Here is a 22,617-nt window from a genome sequence, read left to right as displayed (position 1 = left end):
AGACTGATTACCGCCGGCGACGAGCGGCACCGAACAGGCCGCGCACGATCTCCCGGCCCGCCGTCCGCGCGAACTGCTTGAAGGCCGACGAACCGATGACCTGCTCGACCATCGACTTCTCCGGCTTCGGCGCCCGGCCGCGCGGGGCCGGCTGCTCCTGCGGCTGCTGCTTGGCCTGCTCCTCGGCCTCGGCTTGCTCGGCGCCGGCCTGGACCTTCTTGGCGAGGACCTCGTACGCCGACTCCCGGTCGAGCACCTGCGAGTACTTCGCGTTGTTCGGTGAAGCCTGGACGGATGCGGTCAGCTGGTCGGCGGCAGCCGGCGCCATCAGCGACAGCGGTGCGCGCAACCGGGTCCAGGCGACCGGCGTCGGCGCGCCCTTCTCGTTCATCACCGTCACGATCGCCTCGCCGATCCCGAGCTGGGTGAGCACCTCGCCGAGGTCGTATGCCGAGTTCGGGAACGTCGACACGGTCGCCTTCAACGCCTTGGCGTCGTTCGGCGTGTGTGCGCGCAGCTGGTGCTGGACCCGCGAACCGAGCTGGGCGAGGACGTCGTCCGGCACGTCCTTCGGGGTCTGGGTGACGAAGAAGACGCCGACACCCTTCGAGCGGATCAGCCGGACGGTCTGCGCGATCGAGTCCAGGAACGCCTTCGAGGCGTCGTTGAACAGCAGGTGCGCCTCGTCGAAGAAGAAGACCAGCTTCGGCTTGTCCACGTCGCCGACCTCGGGCAGGTCGTGGAACAGGTCGGCCAGCAGCCACATCAGGAACGTCGAGAACAACGCCGGCCGGTCCTGCAGGTTCGGCAGCTCGAGCAGCGAGATCAGGCCCTTGCCGTCGCGCTGCTGCAGCAGGTCGGCGGTGTCGAACTCGGGCTCCCCGAAGAACGCCTCGGCGCCTTGGTCCGCGAACCCGATCAGCGCCCGCAGGATCACCCCGGCGGTCGCGGCCGACAGCCCGCCCAGGTCCTTCAGGTCGGCCTTGCCCTCGTCACTGGTCAGGTGCGTGATGACCGCCCGCAGGTCCTTCAGGTCGAGGAGCGTCAGGCCCTGCTTGTCGGCGTAGTGGAAGATCAGCCCGAGCGACGACTCCTGGACGTCGTTCAGCCCGAGCACCTTCGACAGCAACACCGGCCCGAACGACGTGACGGTCGCCCGGATCGGGATCCCGGTGCCCTGACCGCCGAGTGCGTAGAACTCGGTCGGGAAGCCGGTCGCGGTCCACTCCTGACCGATGGTCTGCGTCCGGGCCAGCAACTTCTCGTTGCTCTCACCCGGCTGCGAGATCCCGGACAGGTCGCCCTTGATGTCCGCGGCGAACACCGCGACCCCGGCCGCCGACAACTGCTCGGCCATCAGCTGCAGCGTCTTTGTCTTACCGGTACCGGTCGCACCGGCCACCAGACCGTGCCGGTTCACCATCGACAACGGGATGCGGACTGCTGACTCCGGTTTCGGTTCCCCGTCGACCAGCAGCGCACCGAGCTCGATCGCCGCCCCCTCGAACGCGTACCCCTGCTTGACGGTCTCGGCGACGTCGCCTGTCTCGGTCATGGCCGCATGCTATTACCTCAGGATCTACAACCTGGGTATGACGTACAACTCATCCAAAAGGTTGATCCTCGGTTCCGGACTGTTCCGGTGACGTTGCCGACCTCTCACTCGGCCCCTGACAACGCTAGACTTCGGGGGGTGATCTTCAAGCGTGTCGGGGAGGAAAGGCCGTACCCGGAGCACGGGCTCAAGCCGAAGGACTGGTCGTCGCTGCCACCACGGCAGGTGCGGCTGGACCAGCTGGTGACGACCAAGGGCACGCTCGACCTCAATGCACTGCTCGACGAGGACTCGACGTTCTACGGCGATCTGTTCGCCCACGTCGTCGAATGGAGGGGTGAGATGTTCCTCGAGGACGGTTTGCACCGCGCGCTGCGAGCGGCACTGCAGCAGCGGCTGGTTCTGCACGCCCGGGTTCTGGTCGTGGACTGATCACGATGACCGCCCTCTACCCCCAGCCGCGCCCGCACGCGCGGATCCACTGGCGCACGCCCATCACCATGGTCGTCCTGCTGGCGATCCTGGTCGGCGGCGCCTGGTGGGGCTGGAACTCGCTGATCAACACCAGCGCCGGCCCGACCTGCGTCGAGCAGCAGCTCGAGAACAACCGCCTGGTCCCCAAGCAGGTCTCGGTGAACGTCTACAACGGCGGCGCCAAGGCCGGCACCGCGGCCAAGGTCGCCGACCTCCTGCGCAAGCGCGGCTTCCACGTCGCCAAGGTCGCCAACGAGCCCAAGGGCGACAAGGTCGACACCGTGGAGCTCCGCGGCCACGCCACCAACTCCCCCGAGCTCCAACTGGTAGCCGGCCAACTCGCCCAGAAGGCCGCCCCCGTGGCCGACAGCCGCGACAGCCACACCGTCGACCTGGTCGTAGGCACCAAGTACACCAAGCTCAACGCCAAGGGCCTGGCCTCGATCACCGTCCCCGCCGGCACCTCCGTCTGCCTCCCCGTCATCTACACCCCCCAGCCCATCCCCAAGGGCCAAAACCCGAACTGACCCCGGCGACGGGCACTCGACCGGCTGACCGCATCCCGCTCGGGGTGCGGTCAGTGGTTTTCGCGGCCTCGTTCGCCGAACCAGCCGGCTAGGCGGCCGGCTCGGGAGATGGCTCGGAGGCGGCGGGCGGTTTGGTCGCGGAGGGGGCTGGGGGCGACGACGAGGAGGGCGTCGCCGGCGCGGAGGACGGTGCGGCGGTCGGGGACGAAGGCTTCGTCGCCGCGGATGATCAGGGAGACCGAGACGCCGGCGGGGAGGCGGAGTTCGGCGATCTCGACGCCGGCCAGGCGGGATTCGCTGGGGACGTGGACCTGGAGCATGTCGGCGCCGAGGGACTCCAGCGGGGCGACGTCGATCTCGACCTCGAAGGAGGCGTTCTCGTCGAGGACGCGGAGTTTGCGGGCCAGCCAGGGCAGGGAGGGGCCTTGGAGGAGGGTGAAGAACAGGACCAGGACGAAGACGATGTCGAAGATCCTGGTGGCCTGCGGGACACCTTCGGCCAGTGGGATGGTGGCCAGGACGATCGGTACGGCGCCGCGCAGGCCGGCCCAGGAGATGAAGGCCTGCTCTCGCCAGGGCACTTTGAACGGGGTTGCCGACACGACGACCGCGAGCAGGCGGCCGACGACCGTGACAGCGGTCCCGATCACGAGGGCGACCAGGACGTCGTTCAGGCTGATGCGGCCGGGTGAGGCGAGCAGGCCGAGCATGACGAACAGGCCGATCTGTGCCAGCCAGGCCAGGCCGTCGACGAACGAGCGGGTCGCCATCCGGTGCGGGAGCTCGGCCTTCCCGAGGACGAGCGAGGTCACGTAGACCGCGGCGAACCCCGAGACGTGGAGCAGGACGGTGCCACCGGCGTACGAGATGATCGCGAGCGAGACGACCGCGAGCGGGTACAGACCGGCGGAGCCGAGGGCGACCCGGCGGATCAGGCCGACGCTGATCCAGCCGATCACGAACCCGAACAGCGCGCCGACCACCAACTCGTAGAACACCAGGCCGGTGAAGTACAGCCAGCCGTGCTCGCTCGTGGCGCCCGTGCTGACCAAGGTGACGAGCAGGACGGTCGGGGCGTCGTTCAGCCCGGATTCCGCCTCCAGAGCGCCCCTCAACCGCGGTCTGATCGGAACCCGACGCAGTACCGAGAAGACCGCGGCCGCGTCGGTCGGCGACGTGACAGCACCGATCAGTACGGCGATCTGCCAGTCCAGCCCGAGGACGTAGTGCGCGATGCAGGCCACGACGCCGACGCTGATCGCGACCCCGACCGTGGCCAGTACGAGCCCGAGTGGCATCACCGGGCGGACTTCGTTCCACCGGGTGGTCAGGCCACCCTCGATCAGGATGATCACCAGCGCCGCGAACCCGAGCGCATGGGCGAGCTGGGCGTCCTCGAAGTGGATGTGCCCCGGCCCGGACTCACCGAGCAGCAGGCCCATCCCGAGGTAGATGAGCAGCGACGGGAGGCCCAGCCGCCCGGACAGGCGGACAGCGACCACCGCAACCAGGAGCACCACGGCTCCGGCCAACAGGATCTGGTCGAGCTCTGCCACGTCCACGGATGGGGGCCTTTCAGTCGATCTCAGGTCCCGAGAGACGAAAACCCTGACGCATCACACAGCATCAGGGTCTTCGGTCCTACGTCCATCCCGGAAGATGGTTGGCGGTGGCGGAGGGATTTGAACCCTCGGATGGGGGGTACCCATCACGCGCTTTCGAGGCGCGCTCCTTCGGCCGCTCGGACACGCCACCGCCGCAGAGGCTATCAAGACCTGTGCCCGGAAAAGAAATCGCGGAGCCGGGCACCGGCCACATCGGCCATCACGCCGCCGAAGACCTCGGGCCGGTGGTTGAGCCGGCGGTCCCGGACGACGTCCCACAACGACCCCACGGCACCCGCCTTCTCGTCGTACGCCGCGAAGATCAGCCGCTCGACCCGGGACAGCACGATCGCGCCCGCGCACATCGTGCAGGGCTCGAGGGTGACCACGAGCGTGCAGCCGGTCAGCCGCCATTCGCCGACGTGCCGGGCGGCCGCGCGCAGCGCCAGCACCTCGGCATGCGCGGTCGGGTCCCCGGTGGTCTCGCGCTCGTTGTGCCCGCGACCGATCACCTCACCTGAAGCGTCGACCACCAGAGCACCGATCGGTACGTCGGGCAGCGCGAGCTCGGCCTCGTCCAGGGCGACCGCCATCAGCCGGGACCACTCGCGCTGCAGTGCCGGGCTAACCAAGAGCTTCGATCGCCTCGTGGAACTGGTTGCCGAACCCCAGCGCATCCGCGACTTCCTCGAGCATCTCCTCGGGGAGGAGGTCGATGTCGTCGCACAGGGCCCCGAGATCCATCGCGCTCATCCCGAGATCCGCGACGATCGTCAGGTCACCGGCCGGGACCTGCTCGTCGTCGTCATCGGCCAGCGGGATGTCCAGCTCGTCGACGACCTGCTTGGCCAGTGGCCACTCGGTCGCCGCGGTCACGTCGGAGATCAGGAACCGCGCCCGGCCGCTGTCCAGCCGGATCAGGACGAAGAAGTCCTCGTCGACCGAGATCATCCCGAGGACACCGGCCTCCCCTGGGTACCGGCGCAGCCCGGAAACCACCGCGGACAGGTCGGGCTCCCCGCGCAGCACCAGCGGGGTGACGGTCCATACGCCGTCCTCGGTGTAGGCGGCGACAGCGAAGTCGAGGTCGGTGGTTATTGGTCCTGCGGTGGCGTCGGACACGGTGTCATGGTGACAGACTCCCGCGGTCGGTGGGAGAAAATTCGGGGAACACGCCCACTTCAGTGGTGGTACGTCGCTCTCCGCATCGCCTCGCGGAGCCGCCGGACGCGTGCTCGCCGGGGTGCGATCCGGTCCCGCAGGGCCTTCGCCTCCTCGAGCTCCCGCAGGAACTCGGCCCGCCGATGCAGCCGATCCAGATCGGCGCGCGGCACCACCAGCCGCGGCTTCGGCGGCTCGGGCGGTTCAGCACTCTCGGTCATCGGCACTCCCTCGGGGCGAAGGGCACAAACCAATGCAGTTCCCAGGGTAGGCCCGGGCAACCGCATTTGCCTGGCTAGCCAGCGTGGTTGGGGGTTCTACACCCATAACCACGGTGCTTAACCCCCAACGGGAGTGCCTAGGCAGCCAAATGGTGGTTTCGCGTCGGGAAGGGGCGGCGGTAGCGTTCCGGGTTATGCAGATCCTTGTCGTGGACCACCCGCTCGTCGCCCACAAGCTGACCACGCTGCGGGACGAGGCCACGGACTCGCCCACGTTCCGCCGGCTGACCGAGGAGCTCGTCACGCTGCTCGCCTACGAGGCGACCCGGGACGTGCGGACCGGTCCGCACACCGTGCAGACCCCGGTGGCCGAGGCCGAGGGTGTGAAGCTGACGTCGCCGAAGCCGCTGGTGGTGCCGATCCTGCGGGCCGGCCTGGGCATGCTCGAGGGGATGACGCGGCTGCTGCCGACCGCCGAGGTCGGGTTCCTCGGGATGATCCGCAACGAGGAGACCCTGGACGCCTCGACGTACGCCGAGCGCCTGCCGGAGGACCTGTCCGGCCGTCAGTGCTACGTCCTGGACCCGATGCTGGCGACCGGGGGCACGCTGGCCGCGGCGATCCAGTTCCTGGTCGACCGCGGCGCCGACCACATCACCGCGATCTGCCTGCTCGCGGCCCCGGAGGGTGTCGAGCGGATCGAGCGCGAGCTCACCCACCTCAACATCCCCTGCAACCTCGTCGTAGCCGCCATGGACAGCCACCTCAACGAGAAGGGCTACATCGTCCCCGGCCTGGGCGACGCCGGTGACCGCTTGTACGGCGTCGCCCAGTAGCGCTCAGACGAGTTCGTTGCGGTAGAAGAGGTTGGCCCGGCGGTCGCCACTGACACCCGACGCGAAGCCGAAGTACAGGCGGGCGGTCGCGTCGGTGGAGCCGTAGACGGCCATCCCCTCGGCCTCACGGTAGGTCAGGCTGTTCCCGGCCAGGGTCAGGAAGGAGTCCACGATCTTCCCGGCATTGATGTCGTAGCACCACAACTTCGAGTTGGCTTTCGCCGGATCGGGGTCGCCGGGATAGGCCGTGCCCTCCCAGAAGTAGCAGTACGAGCCGTAGAGCGCCCAGCCCTGGAAGGCGACTCCCGCGGTCAAGGTGGGCTGCACGAAGGACGCGAGCACGGTCGAGTAGTCCCCGGCGGACGCCTTCGCGAGGTCGTACACGGTGATGCGCATGCCGTCGGGTGAGGCGTGCCGGACGCCGAGCCGTCCGTACCGCTGGTCCACCGCGGGTGTCAGGACGCCACCCGTGACCGGCTTCCACTTCGTCACCGAGGCCGAGGTCAAGGTGGTGCCGCTCTTCCACGGGAACCGGCAGATCTGGCGGCCCCGCCCGTTCGTGGTGTCGACATCGGTCTCGGTCCAGATGTACGTCGTACTGCCGACCGCCTGGGCGCCGATCGAGACGGCATGACCGAAGCCGTTCAGGTACATGTGGCCGAGCACGGTGCCGGTCAGACTCAGCTGAGTCAGCGTGAGGTCACCACTGTTGGCCCCGCGGCCGGCTCTGAGCTGGCCGGTGAAGAGCCGGTTGTTCGGGGTGTCGAACGCGAACGACTGCATCACGGTCACATCCGCCAGCTTCTTGTGGCGGAAGATCTCGTCGCCGTCGCCACCCATGGCGAAGCGTTTGGTGGTGGGCAGGGCAAGGCTCCGGGCGGAGGCGGTGGGGACCCCGAGAGCACCGGCAGCAACTACTGCTCCGGCACCCGTCAGCAACCCACGGCGGGAAATGTTGTCCATATCGCACGATAACTTGTGTTAACTACTCACGAATAGATGTTAGAACGACTCCGGAAGATCAGGAACCTCAAGCGAGACCAGCTGGGCCGGCGTCGGCGTCCTGAGCTCCGACATCCGGTGCGCCTGCCGCTCGGTCATCGCCTGGAAGATCTGCCGTGCCGACCGCCCGTTCCCGAAGCCCTCGCCGCGCGGCAGCTGCTCGAACAACGTGTTCAGCGCCACCCGCGCGTCGACGGTCAGCTCGTACTGGTGACCGCGCGCCTGGTGTTCGACGATCGCGACCAGCTCAGCCGCGGTGTAGTCCTCGAACTGCAGCGTCCGGGTGAACCGCGAGGAGAGCCCCGGGTTCGACCCGATGAAGCGGGACATGTCGTTGACGTACCCGGCCACGATCACGACCAGGTCGTTGCGGTGGTCCTCCATCAGCTTCACCAGCGTGGCGATCGCCTCGGCGCCGAAGTCGTTGCCGATCCCGATCGGTGCCAGCGAGTAGGCCTCGTCGATGAACAGCACACCGCCCAGGGCCTGCGTAACCGCGGCCTGCGTCTTCGGACCGGTATGACCGACGTACTCGCCGACGAGCGCCGTCCGGTCGACCTCGACCAGGTGGCCCTTCCGCAGCAGCCCGAGCGCCTTCAGGATCCGCCCGTACAGCCGTGCGACCGTCGTCTTACCGGTACCAGGGTTGCCCGCGAACACCAGGTGCCGGCTGAGCGGCGGTGCCGGCAGGCCGGCCTCCTCGCGCATCCGGACCGTCTGCATCAGCTTCACCATCGACTGGACGTCGCGCTTCACCCGGTCCAGCCCGACCTGCTCCTCGAGCTCGGCCAGGACGTCCTCGAGCGTCTCGTCGTCCGGCGGCATGCTCTCGTCGAGCGCCCCCGGCACATGCACGTCAGGCGTCGAGGAAGCTCCCGCCACAGCCGCAACCGGCGTCTCGCGGATCATCGCGACACCGTCGACAGTGCAGTCCTCGAAGACCGGTACGGCGCCATCCTCCTGACCGACCGCCTCCGAACAGTCCCGGATCCGCAGATGCTTGAACGTCGGTGCCGCCGTCTTCGCCAAGTGCAGTGCCGGGTACTTCGTCCCGGTGACATCGCAGTCCGTGTAGGTCCCACCGGCCTTCTCGGCCACGTAGATCCCGTTCTTCGCCACTGCGCTCACCCGCAGCCCGTTCACCGTCGGAGTCGCCTCCGACCAGATCACCAGCCCGGATCCCGCGCAGTTCTCGATCGTGCTCGCGTCGATCGTCGCGGCCGCACCCGTGCCGACCACGATGCCGGCCGCCTTGGTCCCGCTGACCCGCACCGCATCCAGCGTCGCCAGCCCAGCACCGGCCAGCTCGACACCGGTACCGACAGTCCCGGTCACCGACGATGTCCGCACACTCGTCGCCGTGGTGGACTCCAACCGGATACCCGTCCCACCACCGACGATCCGGCAGTCCTCCGCATCAGCAAACCCAGCGTCCACAGCCGACAGCCCGGTCAGCCCGACGTCCTGGATCCCACACCGGATGAGTTCGACTCGCGCCGACGCGGTCACGTGGACGCCGTGCTCAACACCCTCGCGAACCTGACAATCGGTGAGCTTCACAGTCGCCGTACCGGTCAAATGCACCGCGCTGTACGCCGGCCTGTCGAACCGGGTCGCGGTCACAGTCGCCGTCGCGGAATCCGAGACCAGCAAGCCGTTCGCGCCCGCGTCGGTCACCGCACAGTCGGTCGCAATCAGCTCCGCACTGTCCTGAGCAACGAGTCCGCTGGCCCGCGCCTCGCGAACCCGGCAGTCGGTCAGCTCACTCCGCGCCGATCCGGTCGCATGCACACCCGGACCACCGGGCTTCTCGATCCGGATATCGCTGAGCGTCGCCGTCGATCCGTCCTCGAGCAGTACGCCGGCCATCCCCGTCTGCCGGATCGTCCCGTCGGTCGACACCAGCTTGCTGGTCCCGCGCAACCGGAACCCGTAGCCCGACGTCTGGTTCAGCCGCAACCGCGACGCGTCCAGATACGCAGGTCCGGACAGTACGACGCCGATCCCGTCGACCGTGTCGATGACGGAGTCCTCGATCTTCGCCTGGACCCGGCCGGACAGGTGGATCGCGGCCAGCCGCCCCTGCTCCAGTCGCGAACCACGGATCATCAACGTGGTCACGCCGTACCCGGTCAGGTCGGAACCCTGCCCGGTGTTTTCGTTGCCGCGGGCATGGATCCGGCCACCGGAGACAGTGCAGTCCTCGATCATCAGCCCGGCACCACCGGCCACCCCGACCGCCGGCGCACCGGCATCGTCGGCCGGTGCCTTGATGGTCATCCCGCGCACCGTGCATTCGAGGCCCTCGGCAACGACCGTCGGCTCACCACCCGGTACGCCGGTCACCGTCACCTGCCCGCCGCCGGGCTCGGCGACGACCGCGATCGAGCGGTCCAGGCGGAGCTGTTCGGCGTACTCGCCACCGGCGACCACGATCACGTCACCAGGACCGGCGGCCCGCAGGGCGTCGCCGATCCGGCGGAAACTGCCACGCCCCTTCGGGCCCACATAGCGAGTCGTCACGGTGTTCCTTGGGTGCCGGAGACGGGAGGTACGGAGGTGACGCCAGGCGGCAGAATCACGCCACCCGGAGTGATCGTAGGCGGCGGTTGCGGGGCGATGTTCGACCAGGGCGGATCGATCGCGCCGCGGATGGCGGGCGTCAGCAGCGAGGCCATGCCCTTCTCCCAGAGCCGCAGCGGCATGTTCAGCGCCATCTCGCCGATGCCGCCCTTCTGGACGTACCGGCCGATCGAGTACTGACCGATGCCGGTCCGCAGCAGACCGATGCTGTTCGCCGCGACCAGGCTGGCCACGGCCGTGATACCGCCCTCGGCGACGGCCTGCCAGCCGGACACCTTGTGGGTCTTGCCGTCCGAGCCCGGTACGCCGAAGATCGCGGCGTTCATCGTGCCGTTCACGAACGCGGTGAACGGCAGCAACAACATGCCGAAGCTGTAGTCGAAGACACCGGCCCGCCACTTCACCGCGCCCGTGTTCGCAGCCCACTCCGCACCCCAGGTGGAGGTGTGGTTGATCGGCCGGTTCGTGATCAGCTTGCCGCCGTCGAGGTTGCTCATGTTCTGCTTGAGGTTCCGGAACAGGCCCAGCGTCTTGGTGTCGGTCAGCGCCGCGCCGGCCACGCCCTTGATCACCGTGCCGACCGCGGCGTTCATCAGGGCCTTGAGCGCGTCGTTCCCGGTGAACGGCTTGTTCTGCGCCTCGGCGATGATCCCGGCGATCATCAACGATGCCGCGTAGTCGAGCAGGAAGTCGAACGTCATCGTGATCGCGAGCTTCTGGGTCAGCAGCCGGGAGAACGGCGCGTAGTTCGCCTCCCGCAGTACGGCGCTTCCTCCCGGCAGCAGAGTCTTGTCGGCGAACGTCCACTCGGACTGCATCAACCACGGCTGCCGCTGAACGTCTCCGAGCCGGGTATTCCAGCCGCGGAACTCGGTCAACTGCCCGCGGAAGTCGAACTCGTTGCCGCTCAGTCGTAGCTGCCCGTCCCGGAACTCGAAGACCAGACCGTTGTCCGAGCGCTCACCGATCACCCGGCCGGTGTTGTCGTACAGCTTCCACTGGCCGTGGATCTTGTCGGTCTCGAGGTAGTTGTTCCCCGACAGCGCCCGCTCCCGGACGACCTTGTCGAAGTCGAACTCCTTCCACTGCCGGAAGTCCGTGTTCCCGTTGCCGTCCATCGTGTACTCGCGGACCCGCGTCGGCCGGCCGTCGCCGATGTGAGTCGGCGTCTCCCGCACAATCTGCGCCGGCGTCCCAGGGGTGCTGTCGCGGAAGTGGCTGGAACCGGCTGTCCAGTTCTGCTGCCAAGTCCCGTCCGCGGCCAGCCACTGCCGGTTGAGCTGCGTCGACCCGACCACCTCGGCACCAGCCGCGTCGAACTCCTTGACCACCCAGCGACCACCGTCGTTCCACGACTCGATGAACCGCCGGTCGTCGAGCATCCGCCGGTCGCGAACCAGGTTGCCGGCATTATCGAAGTCCCGGAACGAGTTGTCGAAGCTGATGCTCTCGTCCCGCGAACCCTTGAAGTGGAACCGGTCGCCCTCGCGCCCGGCGATCGCGACACCGTTGCGATCCAGCTCGTGCCACCGCCAGGACGACGAATCCGCCGGCCCGGTGCTGACGACGTACTTGTGCCCGCCGACGTTGCCTGGGTCGTCGACCTTGTGCGCCATTCCGACGAGGTTGCCGTGCGCATCCCGGTTGACCCAGATCCGTACGTCGGCAGGGTCGGGGTACTCCCGGACGAGTCCACCCGGCTGACTCTCGCGAACCATCCGCCAGCCTTGGGCGTCCTCGGCGAAGTCCTGCCAGGCGTTGCCGTTGTTCACCCGCCAGCCGTTCACATCACCCGCAGTCCACGGTACGTCGGCCTGCGCGCCCGGCCGTGGGTTCGCATGCGGGTAGGGAGTGCCCGGCGCGGTCGCGTGGTCGCCGACCTTCAGCTCGGTGCCGTCGTGCAGCTTGCCCTTCGAGCGGACGAAGGCGCCGTTCATGTCCACATCGACGATCGCCTCGTCGGCACCGACGTACCGGACGCCTCGGCCACCCGTGCTGGTCTCCCAGCGGAAGATCTGGAAGCGGTTGTCGGTGGCGATGTGCGCGACGCTGCCGGTGGTTGGCGGGTTGTCCAGGAAGTTCTTCCGGATCCAGATCGGCGGTCGCTGGTCGCCCTGCCGGGCCGCGGACAGCAGCGTGCCGTCGGGCAGCAGCTCACCTTTACCGACCGGCTTCAACTGCGGCGAAAGCACCTCGAACGAACCGTCCCGGGTCGGGTGCGTGGCACCCGGCTCCAGCGTGAACTCCTTGTACTGGCGAGCGGTATCAGGCCCGTGCCAGGTGCCGAACTTCTGCTGCGCGACCCGACTGACCTCGTTACCGCCGTCCATCACGCGAACAGTGTCGGTCCACCCTTCGCCGATGCGCTCGAACGTACGGTTGCCCTGGGCAACGTACACGAAGTCGGCCTGGTACCGGTGCCAGGTCCAGTTGTCGCCGTTCCGGATCGCCAGCACGTGGCCGGTGATCTTCTCCTCGGCCTTGGCCAGCGGACCCATTTGGTCGGCGATCGGGTTGTCGTACTTCTGCAGGCCCTGCTGGTAGTCGCGGACCGTCCGCCAGTTGTGGTCGATGTCCTGCCAGGCGTTCCCGGCCGTGGCGTGATGCCGCTTACCCCAGTTGGTCAGGTTCCCATTGCCGTCGTACGTCGCCCAAGTGGTACGGCGGTTGGTCGAACCGAACCCGAGCGTGTCGGTCTTGCGGAAGCTGTCCAGGATCTCGTCGGTCGGCAGCCACCGGCGTTCGAAGACCTCGACCTCCTTGGCGGTCGAGCTCTGCAACCGGATCCGGCCGTTCTCCAGGCCGACGATGTCGACCTTGCCCTTTTGGAACCCGAGGTCGCCGACAGTGCCGTTGTCGCGCACGCGCTGCCACGTGTTGTCGGTCCGGTTGACGACGTACTTGAACTCGGTCGGCTGGTTGTCGCGGACCACCCGGAAGCCCTGCTCGGTGACCACGCCGTCCCGGTTGAACACGTGGTGCTCGCCGTTCCGCGGCCGGCCCGGCAGGTTGAGCTCGATCCGGATGTTGCCCGCGTTGTCGATCGTCGGCGGGTGGTGCGGTGTCGGCATCGCCGTACCGGCATTGTCGGTCCAGTGCACGACGCCGTTGTTGTCCCGCGTGATCCGGCTACCGCCGAGCACCGCACCGTTGCCAGGCAGGTCGGTGACCTCGCGCACCAGACCGCCGTTCAGGTCGAAGACATCGTGACCGTTGGTCCGCGCGACATGGATCTCGTTGCCGTGGATGACGGCGTTGCGGCCGGCCACCGGCTGGAAGGTGTTGTCGAGCCACTGCGGGTTCGCGCCGCCGATGTGCAGCCAGCCGGTCTCACCGGGGAGCTGGATCTGGCGGCCGAAGCTCTGGAACGCACCGTTGCCGTCGAACTGGTCGAACCGCGCGTTGTCGACGACCCGGTAGCCGCCCTGCACGTGGGTGACGGTCGCGGTGTCTCCGGTCGGACCGCGGAGGACGAGGGCGTTGTTGACATCGTGTACGACGACCCGCGTGGTGCCGGCGAGTGGCACATGGCGTTCGAGGTAGTTCCCGGCGTTGTCGAAGTGCCGACTGACACCGTTCGCCTCTACGACCTGGAAGGTGTTCGTCCCGTCCTGCGACAGGTGCACCGCGCCGGGCCGCGGGGTCGCGGCATCGTCGACAAAGCTGGCCTGCCCATCCGGCGTCCGATACAGGTACGTGTTACCCGTGTACGCCGGATCCTGGACCCGAATGCCGTGCGCGCGGCCCATCCCGGCTTCGTCGAACCACCGGACTGTGGCCGTCGAGTCGTCGAACATCCGGAACTGCCCGTTCGCCAGCAACTCCACCCGGTGCTGCGCAACCGGCGTACCGTGCACGTCGACCGCGCGTAGCCCACCAGCACCATCAGCCTCGGTGAAGACCGAGCCCCGCGGATACATGTTGTCGGCCAGCGCCCGGCCACCACCGTGCAGGGCGCCATCCGCGCCGTACCGGTAGGTCTCGCCGCGAGGTCCGAGGACGCGGAAGCCGCCATCGTTCGTGTTGAACACGCTGAACAGCGGACCGTCCGTCCCCGCCACATGCGGATGACCCTGCACCGGCCGGACCACCCACCGATCACCGAACTGCCCGTTCAGCTGCAGACGGTCGGCGATCTGTACGCCGTTCGCGCCGTACCGCTGGGTCTGGCCGTTCGGACCGATCACGCGGAAGCCGTCGTCGCCGAAGTCGTGTACGGCGAACTGGTTCGCCTGCGGGCCGGTGACATGCGGCTGGCCACCGTGCGGAAGGACCACCTGGTGCCCGTTGAACGCGCCGCCGAGCGGGTGATGTTGCACCTGCGGCATGTGCATCATGTTGACGACGACCGGCTCCTGCGCCCAGGCGCCCGGCTGCGGCAACCGCATGAACAGATCGCTGTCGTGCAAGACGTTTCCGCGCAGTTGCGCAGCCAGGTCCGCCAGGTCGGTGCCCTTCCACGGACCCTTGCTGAACGCGCTCTCGCCGCCGTCGATCTTGACCGAGACCGTGCCGCCGTCGACGTCCTTGCTGATCAGAACATCCAGCTTGTCGCCGTAGCCCGGCTTGCTCAGGGTGTGCGTGGTGAGGTTGCCGTCAGCACTCTTCGTGGTCGTCACGGTGACGTCCTGGAAGCCCTCCCAGCGGTTCACCGACCCCTCGTCGAAGGCGCGCACGAAATCGTCGTACGCCGTGTCCAGGTTCATCCCCGGCCACTTCTCCTGGAGCAGGTCCGCGATCCGGCCCGGCGGGATCTGCTCGGCCTTGACCGGGATGATCCGCATCCCGTCCTCGATCCGGTCCGGCCCGGTCCGGGTCAGCGTGGTCGGCGCGAGCGTGACCTCCCACTGGCTCTGGTTCCACGCCTTGGCGGCGTCGTCACCGGCCTGGTATCCCTTCGGATACGCCATCGACAGCTTGCCATGCCCCGCCGGTACGTCGATCTCGAAGACGAACCGGTTGCCCGCGGCACCGTTCTTCGCCCACTCCTCCTGGAAGCCGAGGTTGTTCGAGGTCGAACTCGGCAACCGATCCACGAACTCGTCGGCCTGCGCGGCATGCGGGTCCATCGACACCCCGCGGTACAAGGTCATCCGGTCGTCCGGGCCCTTGAGCAGCAGATCCCGGGTGACGTTGTTGAAGTCGTTCACCTTGCCGGCCAGCGTCCCGTCGGTCAGCGCGGACGGCTTCACGAAGCCCTCGTAGCCGCGCTTGGACGTGAACGAACCGCCCATCACGTCCTTCATCAGGTTCTCGACGGCCTTGTTGTTCATCGCCTCGGTGAGGTGCGTCCGCGAGGAGTCGACCTGCGCGGTCCAGCGCGCCAGACCATCCGGGTCGTTCACCAAGTGCGGCGGCGGTGTCGCCGGGCCGAGGTCGCGGGTCGCTGTCTGGACCGGGCCACGGAAGTTGCCGTCCCGCGTGTAGTGCAGCGGACCGGTCGGCGTCGCGACGAACAGATCATCGCCGGACAGGTGCCGCGGCCAGACACCGGCATCCCCGAGCGAGCCGTCGAGCTGACCCGCTATACCGCGCAGGTTGATCAGCTCGCCGGCCAACGGCCCGTCGGTCAGCGTCATCGTCCGGCCGATCAGACTCGGCCGGAAGCCCATCCGGAACGTCCAGGTGTCCCCGACGACGCCCCCGCCTCCGGTGCCGATCCGCGTCACGACGACGGTGTTGCCGTCCACCACACCGCTGAAATCGTCGGCCAGAGAGCCGGCGAAACCGACCTGGCCCCGCTCGACCTGGAACGACATGTTGCCGCCCGGTACGTCGAACAGCCGCCCGGCACCCGGCAGTTTCATCTTCTTGGCGGCGCTGACCTCGGCCTGGAGGTCGTCGTAGTCCATCTCGTGCTTGCGCTTGAACGCGGCCTTGCCGGCGTCGAAGTCGACCTGCGCCGCGTCGAGCTCCATCTTGACCTGCTGCCCGATCGCCGAATCCACCGACGTGCTGTCGTTGCGGCCACCGTGCAGATTGACGTTGAGCTCAGCCTGCTGCAGGTTGTACCGCGACTGCTGGATCCGGCCGAAGTCCTCCATCCGGACGCCGGCCAGCGCATCGGCGTCGAAGGCCGCGCGAGGCGCCGTGGTCTTCGCGGCCAGGTCCACGTCCATCGGCGAGGCGACCGCTTTACCCTTCGAGCTCCAGGCGGCCGGCTTCGAGATCGAGAGGAACAGGTCGTTGTCGTGCAGCGTCCCGGCCTTGAGATCGGTCGCGATGTTCGCGAACCCGTCCCGGCTCCAGGTCTGGCTGAACGACGTCTTGCCGTCGGCGGTCGCGGTCACCGTGACCGAGTCGGCATCGACATCCCGGGTCACGACGATCTTCAGGTCGTCGCCCGCGAACCCGGCCTTGCCGACGGTGATCTCGTTGACCGTGCCGACCGTCTTCGACGTGACCGTGACGTCGGACATCCCGGTGAACTTCTGCATCCCCGCGGTGTCGAAGGCCTTCGCGAAGTCGTCGAACGCCTCGGCCGAGTCCAGCCCGCTCCACCGCTCGGTGAGGAAGTGGCCGATCTGGTCGTCGGTCATCTGCCGGGCCCGCACCGGGATGACCGTCAGGCCGTCCTTGGTGAAGATCGGCTCGCTGGTCCGCTCCAGGATCGTGGGTGACAGCGTCACCTCGAACTGTGCCTGGTTCTTCGGCATGGCCTCGTCGAGCCCACGCACATAGTCGTCCGGGTAGGCCATCGCGAGCTTGCCGTGGGTCTCCGGTACGTCGATCTTGAACACGACCCGCTTGTCGGGATCGGCACCCTTGGCCCACTGCGGCTGGAACTTCCACTCGCTCGACGTGGAGACCGGCAGCCGCTCGATGAACGTGTCGGCCTGCGCGGCGGCCTTGTCCATGGCGACACCGCGGTAGACCGTGGTCCGGCCGATCTTGCCGTCGACCATCAACGAGTTCGCGACCGTGTTGAACTCCAGCACCCGCTCCTCGAGGTTCCCGTTGCGGAACGCCGGGTCGATGTAGCCGCCGTACCCACGCTTGGAGGTGAAGGCGCCCTGCGCGATCGAGTCCATCATCTTGCCGACGTCGTCCAGTTGGCCGGCCGCGGTCAGGTGGGTTCGGGAGATCTCGACCTGAGCCATCCAGCGGGCCAGGTCGTCGCCGACCAGGCCGGCCGGCGGGTTCACCGGGGGTAGATGGTCGGTTCGGGTCGCGCCGATCCCGACGAAGTTGCCTTCGCGCGTGTACTTCGCCGGGCCGAGCCTGGACGGGACGTGGAACTCACCCGACAGGTACTGGACCGGGACGTTGCCTCCGGCATCGTCGATCAGCTGCGACTGCCCCGGCAGACCGATCTCGATCTCGGCGCCGATCCGCCTGCCTTCGAACGGACCACCTGCCAGCGTGAACTCGTCGCGGTTCAGCATCGGCATGTTCGTGCGCTGGTTGATCGAGTACTCGAGCTGACGCGTCATCGTGCCGTCGAAGGAGGTCTGGGTGACCTTCAGCACCGGGCCGTCGAAACTGCCGGTGAAGGCGTTCGCGTTCGGGCCGGTGAAGGTGACGGCACCGTCGTCGACCTTGAAGAACACCGAGCTGTTCGGGATCGCCGCCGGACGCGGTTGGGTGCCGCCGGCAACGAGACGCGGACGATCGCGGAGCGAGTCGACCAGCAGTTCGTCGAGCTGGTGCTGAACACTCTCGACGTTCATGCCCGGGTACTTCGACTCGAAGATCTCCTTGACCTTGACGAACTCGCCGTGGGCGGTCTGCAGGTCGACGCGGGCCAGATCGCCTAGGGACGGTCCGGACGACGGGCCCTCGATGCGGTTGCCGTTGACGGTGAAGTTGTCCAGCGCCTTGCCGAGATCGTTCTGCGCCTTCTGGACCGTGGTGAAGTCGTTGGCCTTCTGGACCACGAGCGAATCCGCGTCGCCCGGCTGCCGGAACACATTCGTCCGGGCCAGGCTGTCGGCGTCCCACGCGTCCGCGATCTGCTTGCCGGTGGCCCGCGAGACGTTCCACTCGGCGGGCTTGGCCAGGTTCGCGAACTGCTCGTTGTTGAACAGCACGTTGCCGCGCAGATCCGTGGCCAGGTTGCGGAAGTCGGTCGTCGACCAGGTCTGGTTGAAGGCGGTCTTGCCATCGGCAACCATCGTGACGCGGACCGAGTCGGCCTGCTCGTTGCGCATGATCGTGATCGTGAGTTCGTCCTTGAACCCCGGCCGCTGCACGTGGATCGTGTGCATCAGGTTGTCGGTGCTCGTCGTCGACCGGGTGATCGCGTCGTCGAAACCCTCGAAGTTGCGCAGGTTCGTCTGGCTGAAGGACTTCGCGAAGTCGTCGAACGCGGTCGCCGAATCCAGGCCCTTCCACTGCTCGGTGATCAGCGACTCGAGCCGGCCCGGCGGGATCTGCTCGGCCTTGACCGAGATGACCCGCATCCCGTTCTCGAAGCGATCCGGCTTACCTGTCCGTACCAGGGTCGTCGGCGCGAGGGTGAACTCGGACTGGTCCTGGTTCCACGCACGGGCCTCACCGCCGCCGGGCGTGTAGTGATCCGGATACGACATCGCGAGCTTGCCGTGACTCGGTGGTACGTCGATCTCGAACACCGCGCGGTTGGACAGTACGCCGTTCTTCGCCCACTCGTCCTGGAACTTCATCGACGTGGAGGTCGAGATCGGCAGGCGCTCGGTGAAGCTGTTGGCGCCGGCCGCATGGGGGTCCATCGAGACACCGCGGTAGACGGTGATGTTGTCGGCCGGACCCTTGAACAGCAGGTCGTCGGTGATCGCGTTGAACGCCCGCGCCTTGCCGACCAGGGTGCCGTCGGCGAGGGCGGTCGGGTTGACGTAACCGCCGTACCCGCGCTTGGAGGTGAAGGAACCGCCCATGACGTCCTTCATCAGCGTCTCGACGCCCTTGTCCGACGCGGCCACGGTCAGGTGGGTGCGGGAGAGGTCGACCTGCGACTCCCAGCGGGCGAGAGCGGCCGGGTCGTCGAGGAGGTGCGGGGGTGGGACGGGCTTGGGGAGGTCACCGGCGATGTTCGGGCCGGCGCCGGTGAAGCTGCCGTTGCGGTCGTAGGTCAGCGGGCCGTGTGGCGAACCGACCACGATCGTGTCGTCGGTGACCTTCACCGGGAAGGTCTTTCCGTCGCTGGTCAGCAGGCCGCGGTCGAACTGGCCGAGCTTGCCTTCCAGCGCGACCGGCTGGCCGTTGAAGTGACCGCCGTTCAGCGGGAAGGATTCGCCGACGAGGTTGACGCGGTTACCGAAGCCGAGGTTGTACGTCCAGGAGTGGCCGGTCGAGTCTTGCGTGATCTTCAGCGTGGTGCCGGTGACCTCGGAGCTGTAGCCATCGCCGTGCAGGGTGATTCGCTTGCCGTCAGCAACATCGAACTTCACACCGGTGTTGCCTGGTAGGTCGAAGGTCTGCGTCCGGCCGCCGCCCAGCAGTCGCGGTCGCTCGTTCAGCGACTGCCTGGTGATGTCGTCCAGCTGCTGGGTAAGGCCGTCGGCGTTGAGGTGGTGCTTGTCCTGGAACGCGGCCTTGGCGTTGTCGAGATCCCGCTGCGCGCCGCGCAGGTCAAGGTGCACCTGCTCTCCAACCGACGGCCCGGTGGACGGCCCATCCGCCCGCTGGCCGTGCATCTCGACGTTGTCGTTCGCGATGTCGAGGTTCTTCTGCGCGTTCTGGACCGACCGGAAGTCGTCCATCTTCTGCGTGACGGCAAGGTCGGAGTCACCGGCCTTCTGGAAGACGCCGGCCTTGGCAGCCAGATCGTTCTGCCAGTGCGCGGTGACGTTCTGGCCCTCGAGCTTGCCCGTGGCGCTGTAGTTCCACGAAGCGCCGTCCTTACCAAGCACCTGTACGCCGCCCGTGTCGAGCGCCCGAACCTTCAGACCATCCGGCACAAGCTTCCCGTCCAGCCCCGTCACCTGGAAGCTGCCGTCGGCCCCCTTGACCACGATCTGATCAGTAGGACGCAGTACGCCGTCCGTCTTCGTCAGCCGGATGCCCTGGTCAATCACGATGCCATCACTGCTGAACCGCGTAGTCGCCCCGGTCGACGTATCGGTGAACCGCAGATGCCCACCGTTCAGCACATCAAGCCGCCCGTTCGCCCCACCCCCATGCAGGTTGAACTGCGTCATCCCCCCTTCGAACCGCTCCACCTTGATCACCGCGCCCGGATGATCCGGCAACCCACTCAGCGGAATCTCCGACTTCCCAGGAGAGAACGAGTGCCCACCCCCGGGCACCCCAACGTTGCCCGGCGTACCTACGTGGGCGGGGGTGGTGGGGACCAGGGAGGTTTGGAGGGGGACGTCGGAGCGGGGGAGGTTGACTGGCTGGACGTGGGTTGTGGCGGGTGGGGAGGCTAGGTTCTGGGTGCCTGCGAGGCCTGGGTTGTCGACCTTGACCGGGGCGCCGAGCTTGAGGTCTGCGCCGCCGCCGTGCAGGAGGTTGAGGGCGCTGTTCACGCGGTCGACGGTTGGCGGGGCTACCGAGGTCAGATTGCTGTTCGTGGCGGCCGGCGAGTGCAGGATCTCGTCGATCGACGTCCGGATGTGCGCGGCCTGGAAGCCTTGCCCGGCGCCGTCACCGATCGTGGTGGCGAAGTTCGGGGAGACGGTCGGGGTGTTGTTCCGGATGCCGGAGTTGACCAGGTCACCGATACCACTCGACTGCGGTGCCGACACGTGCAGGGAGCTGACGTTCACGTTCGGCTGGACAGCGTTCCCCGTCAGCTGACTGAAGTTCCCCGTACCGGCGCCCTGCGTACCGTGCACCACCCCGTTGGCCGGCAACGCGGGCAGGGCGACGTGGTTCGCGTTCGGCATGCCCTGGACGAGCCCCTCGATGCCGTTCACCCCGTGCACCGACGGCGTACCGGCATGCATCGCCGGGATGTTCGTGGAGATACTCCCGACGCCACCCAGCGACGGCGTACCGGCATGCATGGCGGGGATGTTCGTGGAGACGCTGCCGACGTTGCCCATCGACGGCGTACCGACGTGCAGGGACCCCACGTTGGTCGACACGTTGCCGACGTTCGTGGTGACCGGCACGTGCAGGCCGCTGGCCGTCGTCACGGTCGGGGGGTTCACTGCGCTGACACCGACGTTGCTCGGCGGCAGCGGCGCCATCGGCGCAAGGTGGATCTCGTCGATCGCGGTGAACGCCTTACCGGCGCCGAACCCGGAGTCGGTGGCCAGACCGAAGTTGTTGATGTGTACGGCGGGAACCAGCTTCGGCGGCTCCATCATCTGGTTGAAGAACGACTTCAGGTTGTCGGCGAACCCCAGGTTGCCGGTCGGGATCGGAGCCGCGCTGATCCCCCGCCCGATCGCCGCCATCGTCGGCATCCCGAACACGTTCTGCGCGAACACCCCGCGCCCGACCACACCGACCTTCAACGCCTGCGTGAACGACGCCCAGTTGCTCATCCCCAGCGCCTGGAACGCGCGGATGTCGTCCGCCGCGACCGGCAGGAAGATCCGGGTCCACTGCAGATTGCCGAAGTGCGCCGAGATGAACTTGCCGGTCCCCGTCCAGAGCGCCCCGATACCCCGGCCGATCGCGCCGATCCCGTTGCCGACCGCGGACAGTCCGGCCGAGAAGGTGAGCTTGAGCTTGCTGAAGGCACCGAGCGAGATGGTGCCGAAGTTGTTCACGAAACTGGCCGCGTTGACCGGGAAGTTCCGCAGGTTCTTGATCACGAACAGGCCGGTCTCGCGGATCGACAGGTTGACCAGGCTGCCGAGCCCGCGCAGACCGGTCAGGCCCGACATCAGGAAGTTCTTGCTGAAGATGTTCCGGAAGGTGTTCGCGATCCCCTTCACACCCGCGGCGATCCCGCTGGCGACACCCTTGATGATGCTGAAGATCGGCAGCGCCTTGGTGGTCGGCGCGATCAGGCCCAGCCCGGCCAGGAACAGATCGAGGAAGCTCGCGTCACCCTTGGCTACGTCGACGATGGTCTTGATGAACAGCGCCAGATTCACCCCGAGCGCGATCAGCGCGATCGGGCCGCCGAAGATCAGCGCCGGGATGATCAGGATGATCGCCAGCCACTTGAACGCCTCCCAGAACGCCTCGCAGTCCGAGATCGGCAACTGGATGTTGGAGACGCCGTTGATCCGGCCGGCATACCCACCGGCGGCGCTGGACTGCTCCCGTCCGGCCTGCTCGGCGACACCCTTCTGCCGCTCCCGCTCCGGGTCGTCCTCCTTCAGGCCACGACCCGCCGCGAGCGCGGCATCCGCCGTACGCTGATAGCCCTCGACCGCGGTCCGCCACTCGCGCAGGGCAGTGGCGGCGGTCTCGAAGGCGTTCGCCACGTCCTCGACGTGGCCGCGCAGCCGGCCGTCCACCTTGCCGCGCAGGGCGTCCGCGGTGGCGCCGACGAAGACGCTGTCGTCGTTCTTGTTCATCACCGAGTCGACGGCGGACATGATCTCGCGCGCCTTGCCGCCGACCTTCTGCAGTACTTCGGCCAGCTGACCGATGGTCTCCGGCTCCCCGGGAGTGGGGTCCCCGCCCAGCCCGATCGCGTCCCAGTCGCCCGGCCGTGGCATTGATCCCCTCCTCACACGTCGCGAAACGCCTCCGTACCGACCACGCACGAGCGGGCGCGGAAGTTCATTCAGGATCTGAATGAACCTCGACGGGCCTTCCCGCGTGGTC

11 protein-coding genes and 1 tRNA gene are annotated in these 22,617 nt (G+C 67.6%); 3 read left to right on the top strand and 9 right to left on the bottom strand.

Translation table 11 applies throughout. The features are described from left to right. Nucleotides 1–7: 7 nt before the first annotated feature. Nucleotides 8–1,555 (bottom strand): helicase HerA-like domain-containing protein, encoded by a 1,548-nt coding sequence (locus tag ACFCV3_RS06295; protein WP_376026649.1) that lies wholly within the window; start codon nucleotides 1,553–1,555, stop codon nucleotides 8–10. Nucleotides 1,556–1,693: 138 nt separating this feature from the next. Here ACFCV3_RS06295 and ACFCV3_RS06290 point away from each other — a divergent pair, with 138 nt between their 5' ends. Continuing rightward, entirely contained in the window at nucleotides 1,694–1,987 is a 294-nt protein-coding gene (locus ACFCV3_RS06290; protein WP_132409342.1) for a type II toxin-antitoxin system VapB family antitoxin, read from the top strand. Between the two features lie 5 nt (nucleotides 1,988–1,992). Continuing rightward, on the top strand, nucleotides 1,993–2,556 hold the full coding sequence (locus ACFCV3_RS06285; RefSeq protein ID WP_376026646.1) for a LytR C-terminal domain-containing protein: 564 nt from the start codon (nucleotides 1,993–1,995) through the stop codon (nucleotides 2,554–2,556). A 50-nt stretch (nucleotides 2,557–2,606) separates the two neighbouring features. Here the strand turns inward: ACFCV3_RS06285 and ACFCV3_RS06280 are convergent, their stop codons facing one another. The 5 genes from ACFCV3_RS06280 to ACFCV3_RS06260 all read right to left on the bottom strand — a co-directional run bounded on the left by ACFCV3_RS06280 (nucleotide 2,607) and on the right by ACFCV3_RS06260 (nucleotide 5,542). Then, nucleotides 2,607–4,118: a potassium/proton antiporter gene (locus ACFCV3_RS06280; RefSeq protein WP_376026645.1), complete on the bottom strand. Its 1,512-nt coding sequence runs from the start codon at nucleotides 4,116–4,118 to the stop codon at nucleotides 2,607–2,609. Between the two features lie 102 nt (nucleotides 4,119–4,220). Continuing rightward, a tRNA-Ser gene (locus ACFCV3_RS06275) sits at nucleotides 4,221–4,311 on the bottom strand. Between the two features lie 13 nt (nucleotides 4,312–4,324). Next, the gene (locus ACFCV3_RS06270; protein WP_376028684.1) at nucleotides 4,325–4,753 is read right to left on the bottom strand and encodes a nucleoside deaminase; all 429 of its coding nucleotides are present in this window, start codon (nucleotides 4,751–4,753) and stop codon (nucleotides 4,325–4,327) included. A 31-nt stretch (nucleotides 4,754–4,784) separates the two neighbouring features. Continuing rightward, a complete protein-coding gene (locus ACFCV3_RS06265) occupies nucleotides 4,785–5,282 on the bottom strand; it encodes a tRNA adenosine deaminase-associated protein (RefSeq protein ID WP_376026642.1) in 498 nt (165 codons plus the stop codon). Between the two features lie 59 nt (nucleotides 5,283–5,341). Then, entirely contained in the window at nucleotides 5,342–5,542 is a 201-nt protein-coding gene (locus tag ACFCV3_RS06260) for a hypothetical protein (RefSeq protein ID WP_376026641.1), read from the bottom strand. 194 nt (nucleotides 5,543–5,736) lie between these two features. Here ACFCV3_RS06260 and upp point away from each other — a divergent pair, with 194 nt between their 5' ends. Continuing rightward, the gene (gene upp, locus ACFCV3_RS06255; protein ID WP_132409332.1) at nucleotides 5,737–6,378 is read left to right on the top strand and encodes a uracil phosphoribosyltransferase; all 642 of its coding nucleotides are present in this window, start codon (nucleotides 5,737–5,739) and stop codon (nucleotides 6,376–6,378) included. Nucleotides 6,379–6,381: 3 nt separating this feature from the next. Here upp and ACFCV3_RS06250 read toward each other — a convergent pair whose 3' ends face one another. Genes ACFCV3_RS06250 through ACFCV3_RS06240 form a run of 3 tightly spaced genes read right to left on the bottom strand, consistent with a single transcriptional unit; the run spans nucleotide 6,382 to nucleotide 22,508 of the window. Beyond that, a complete protein-coding gene (locus ACFCV3_RS06250) occupies nucleotides 6,382–7,341 on the bottom strand; it encodes a hypothetical protein (RefSeq protein ID WP_376026638.1) in 960 nt (319 codons plus the stop codon). A gap of 39 nt (nucleotides 7,342–7,380) precedes the next feature. Next, nucleotides 7,381–9,903: a right-handed parallel beta-helix repeat-containing protein gene (locus ACFCV3_RS06245; protein WP_376026637.1), complete on the bottom strand. Its 2,523-nt coding sequence runs from the start codon at nucleotides 9,901–9,903 to the stop codon at nucleotides 7,381–7,383. After that, on the bottom strand, nucleotides 9,900–22,508 hold the full coding sequence (locus tag ACFCV3_RS06240) for a hypothetical protein (protein ID WP_376026635.1): 12,609 nt from the start codon (nucleotides 22,506–22,508) through the stop codon (nucleotides 9,900–9,902). The genes ACFCV3_RS06245 and ACFCV3_RS06240 overlap by 4 nt, the downstream gene beginning before the upstream one ends. Nucleotides 22,509–22,617: the final 109 nt, after the last annotated feature.

This window comes from Kribbella sp. NPDC056345 (genome assembly GCF_042262745.1).
Classification (GTDB): Bacteria; Actinomycetota; Actinomycetes; order Propionibacteriales; family Kribbellaceae; genus Kribbella.
This window is presented reverse-complemented; position numbering and strand designations above follow the sequence as displayed.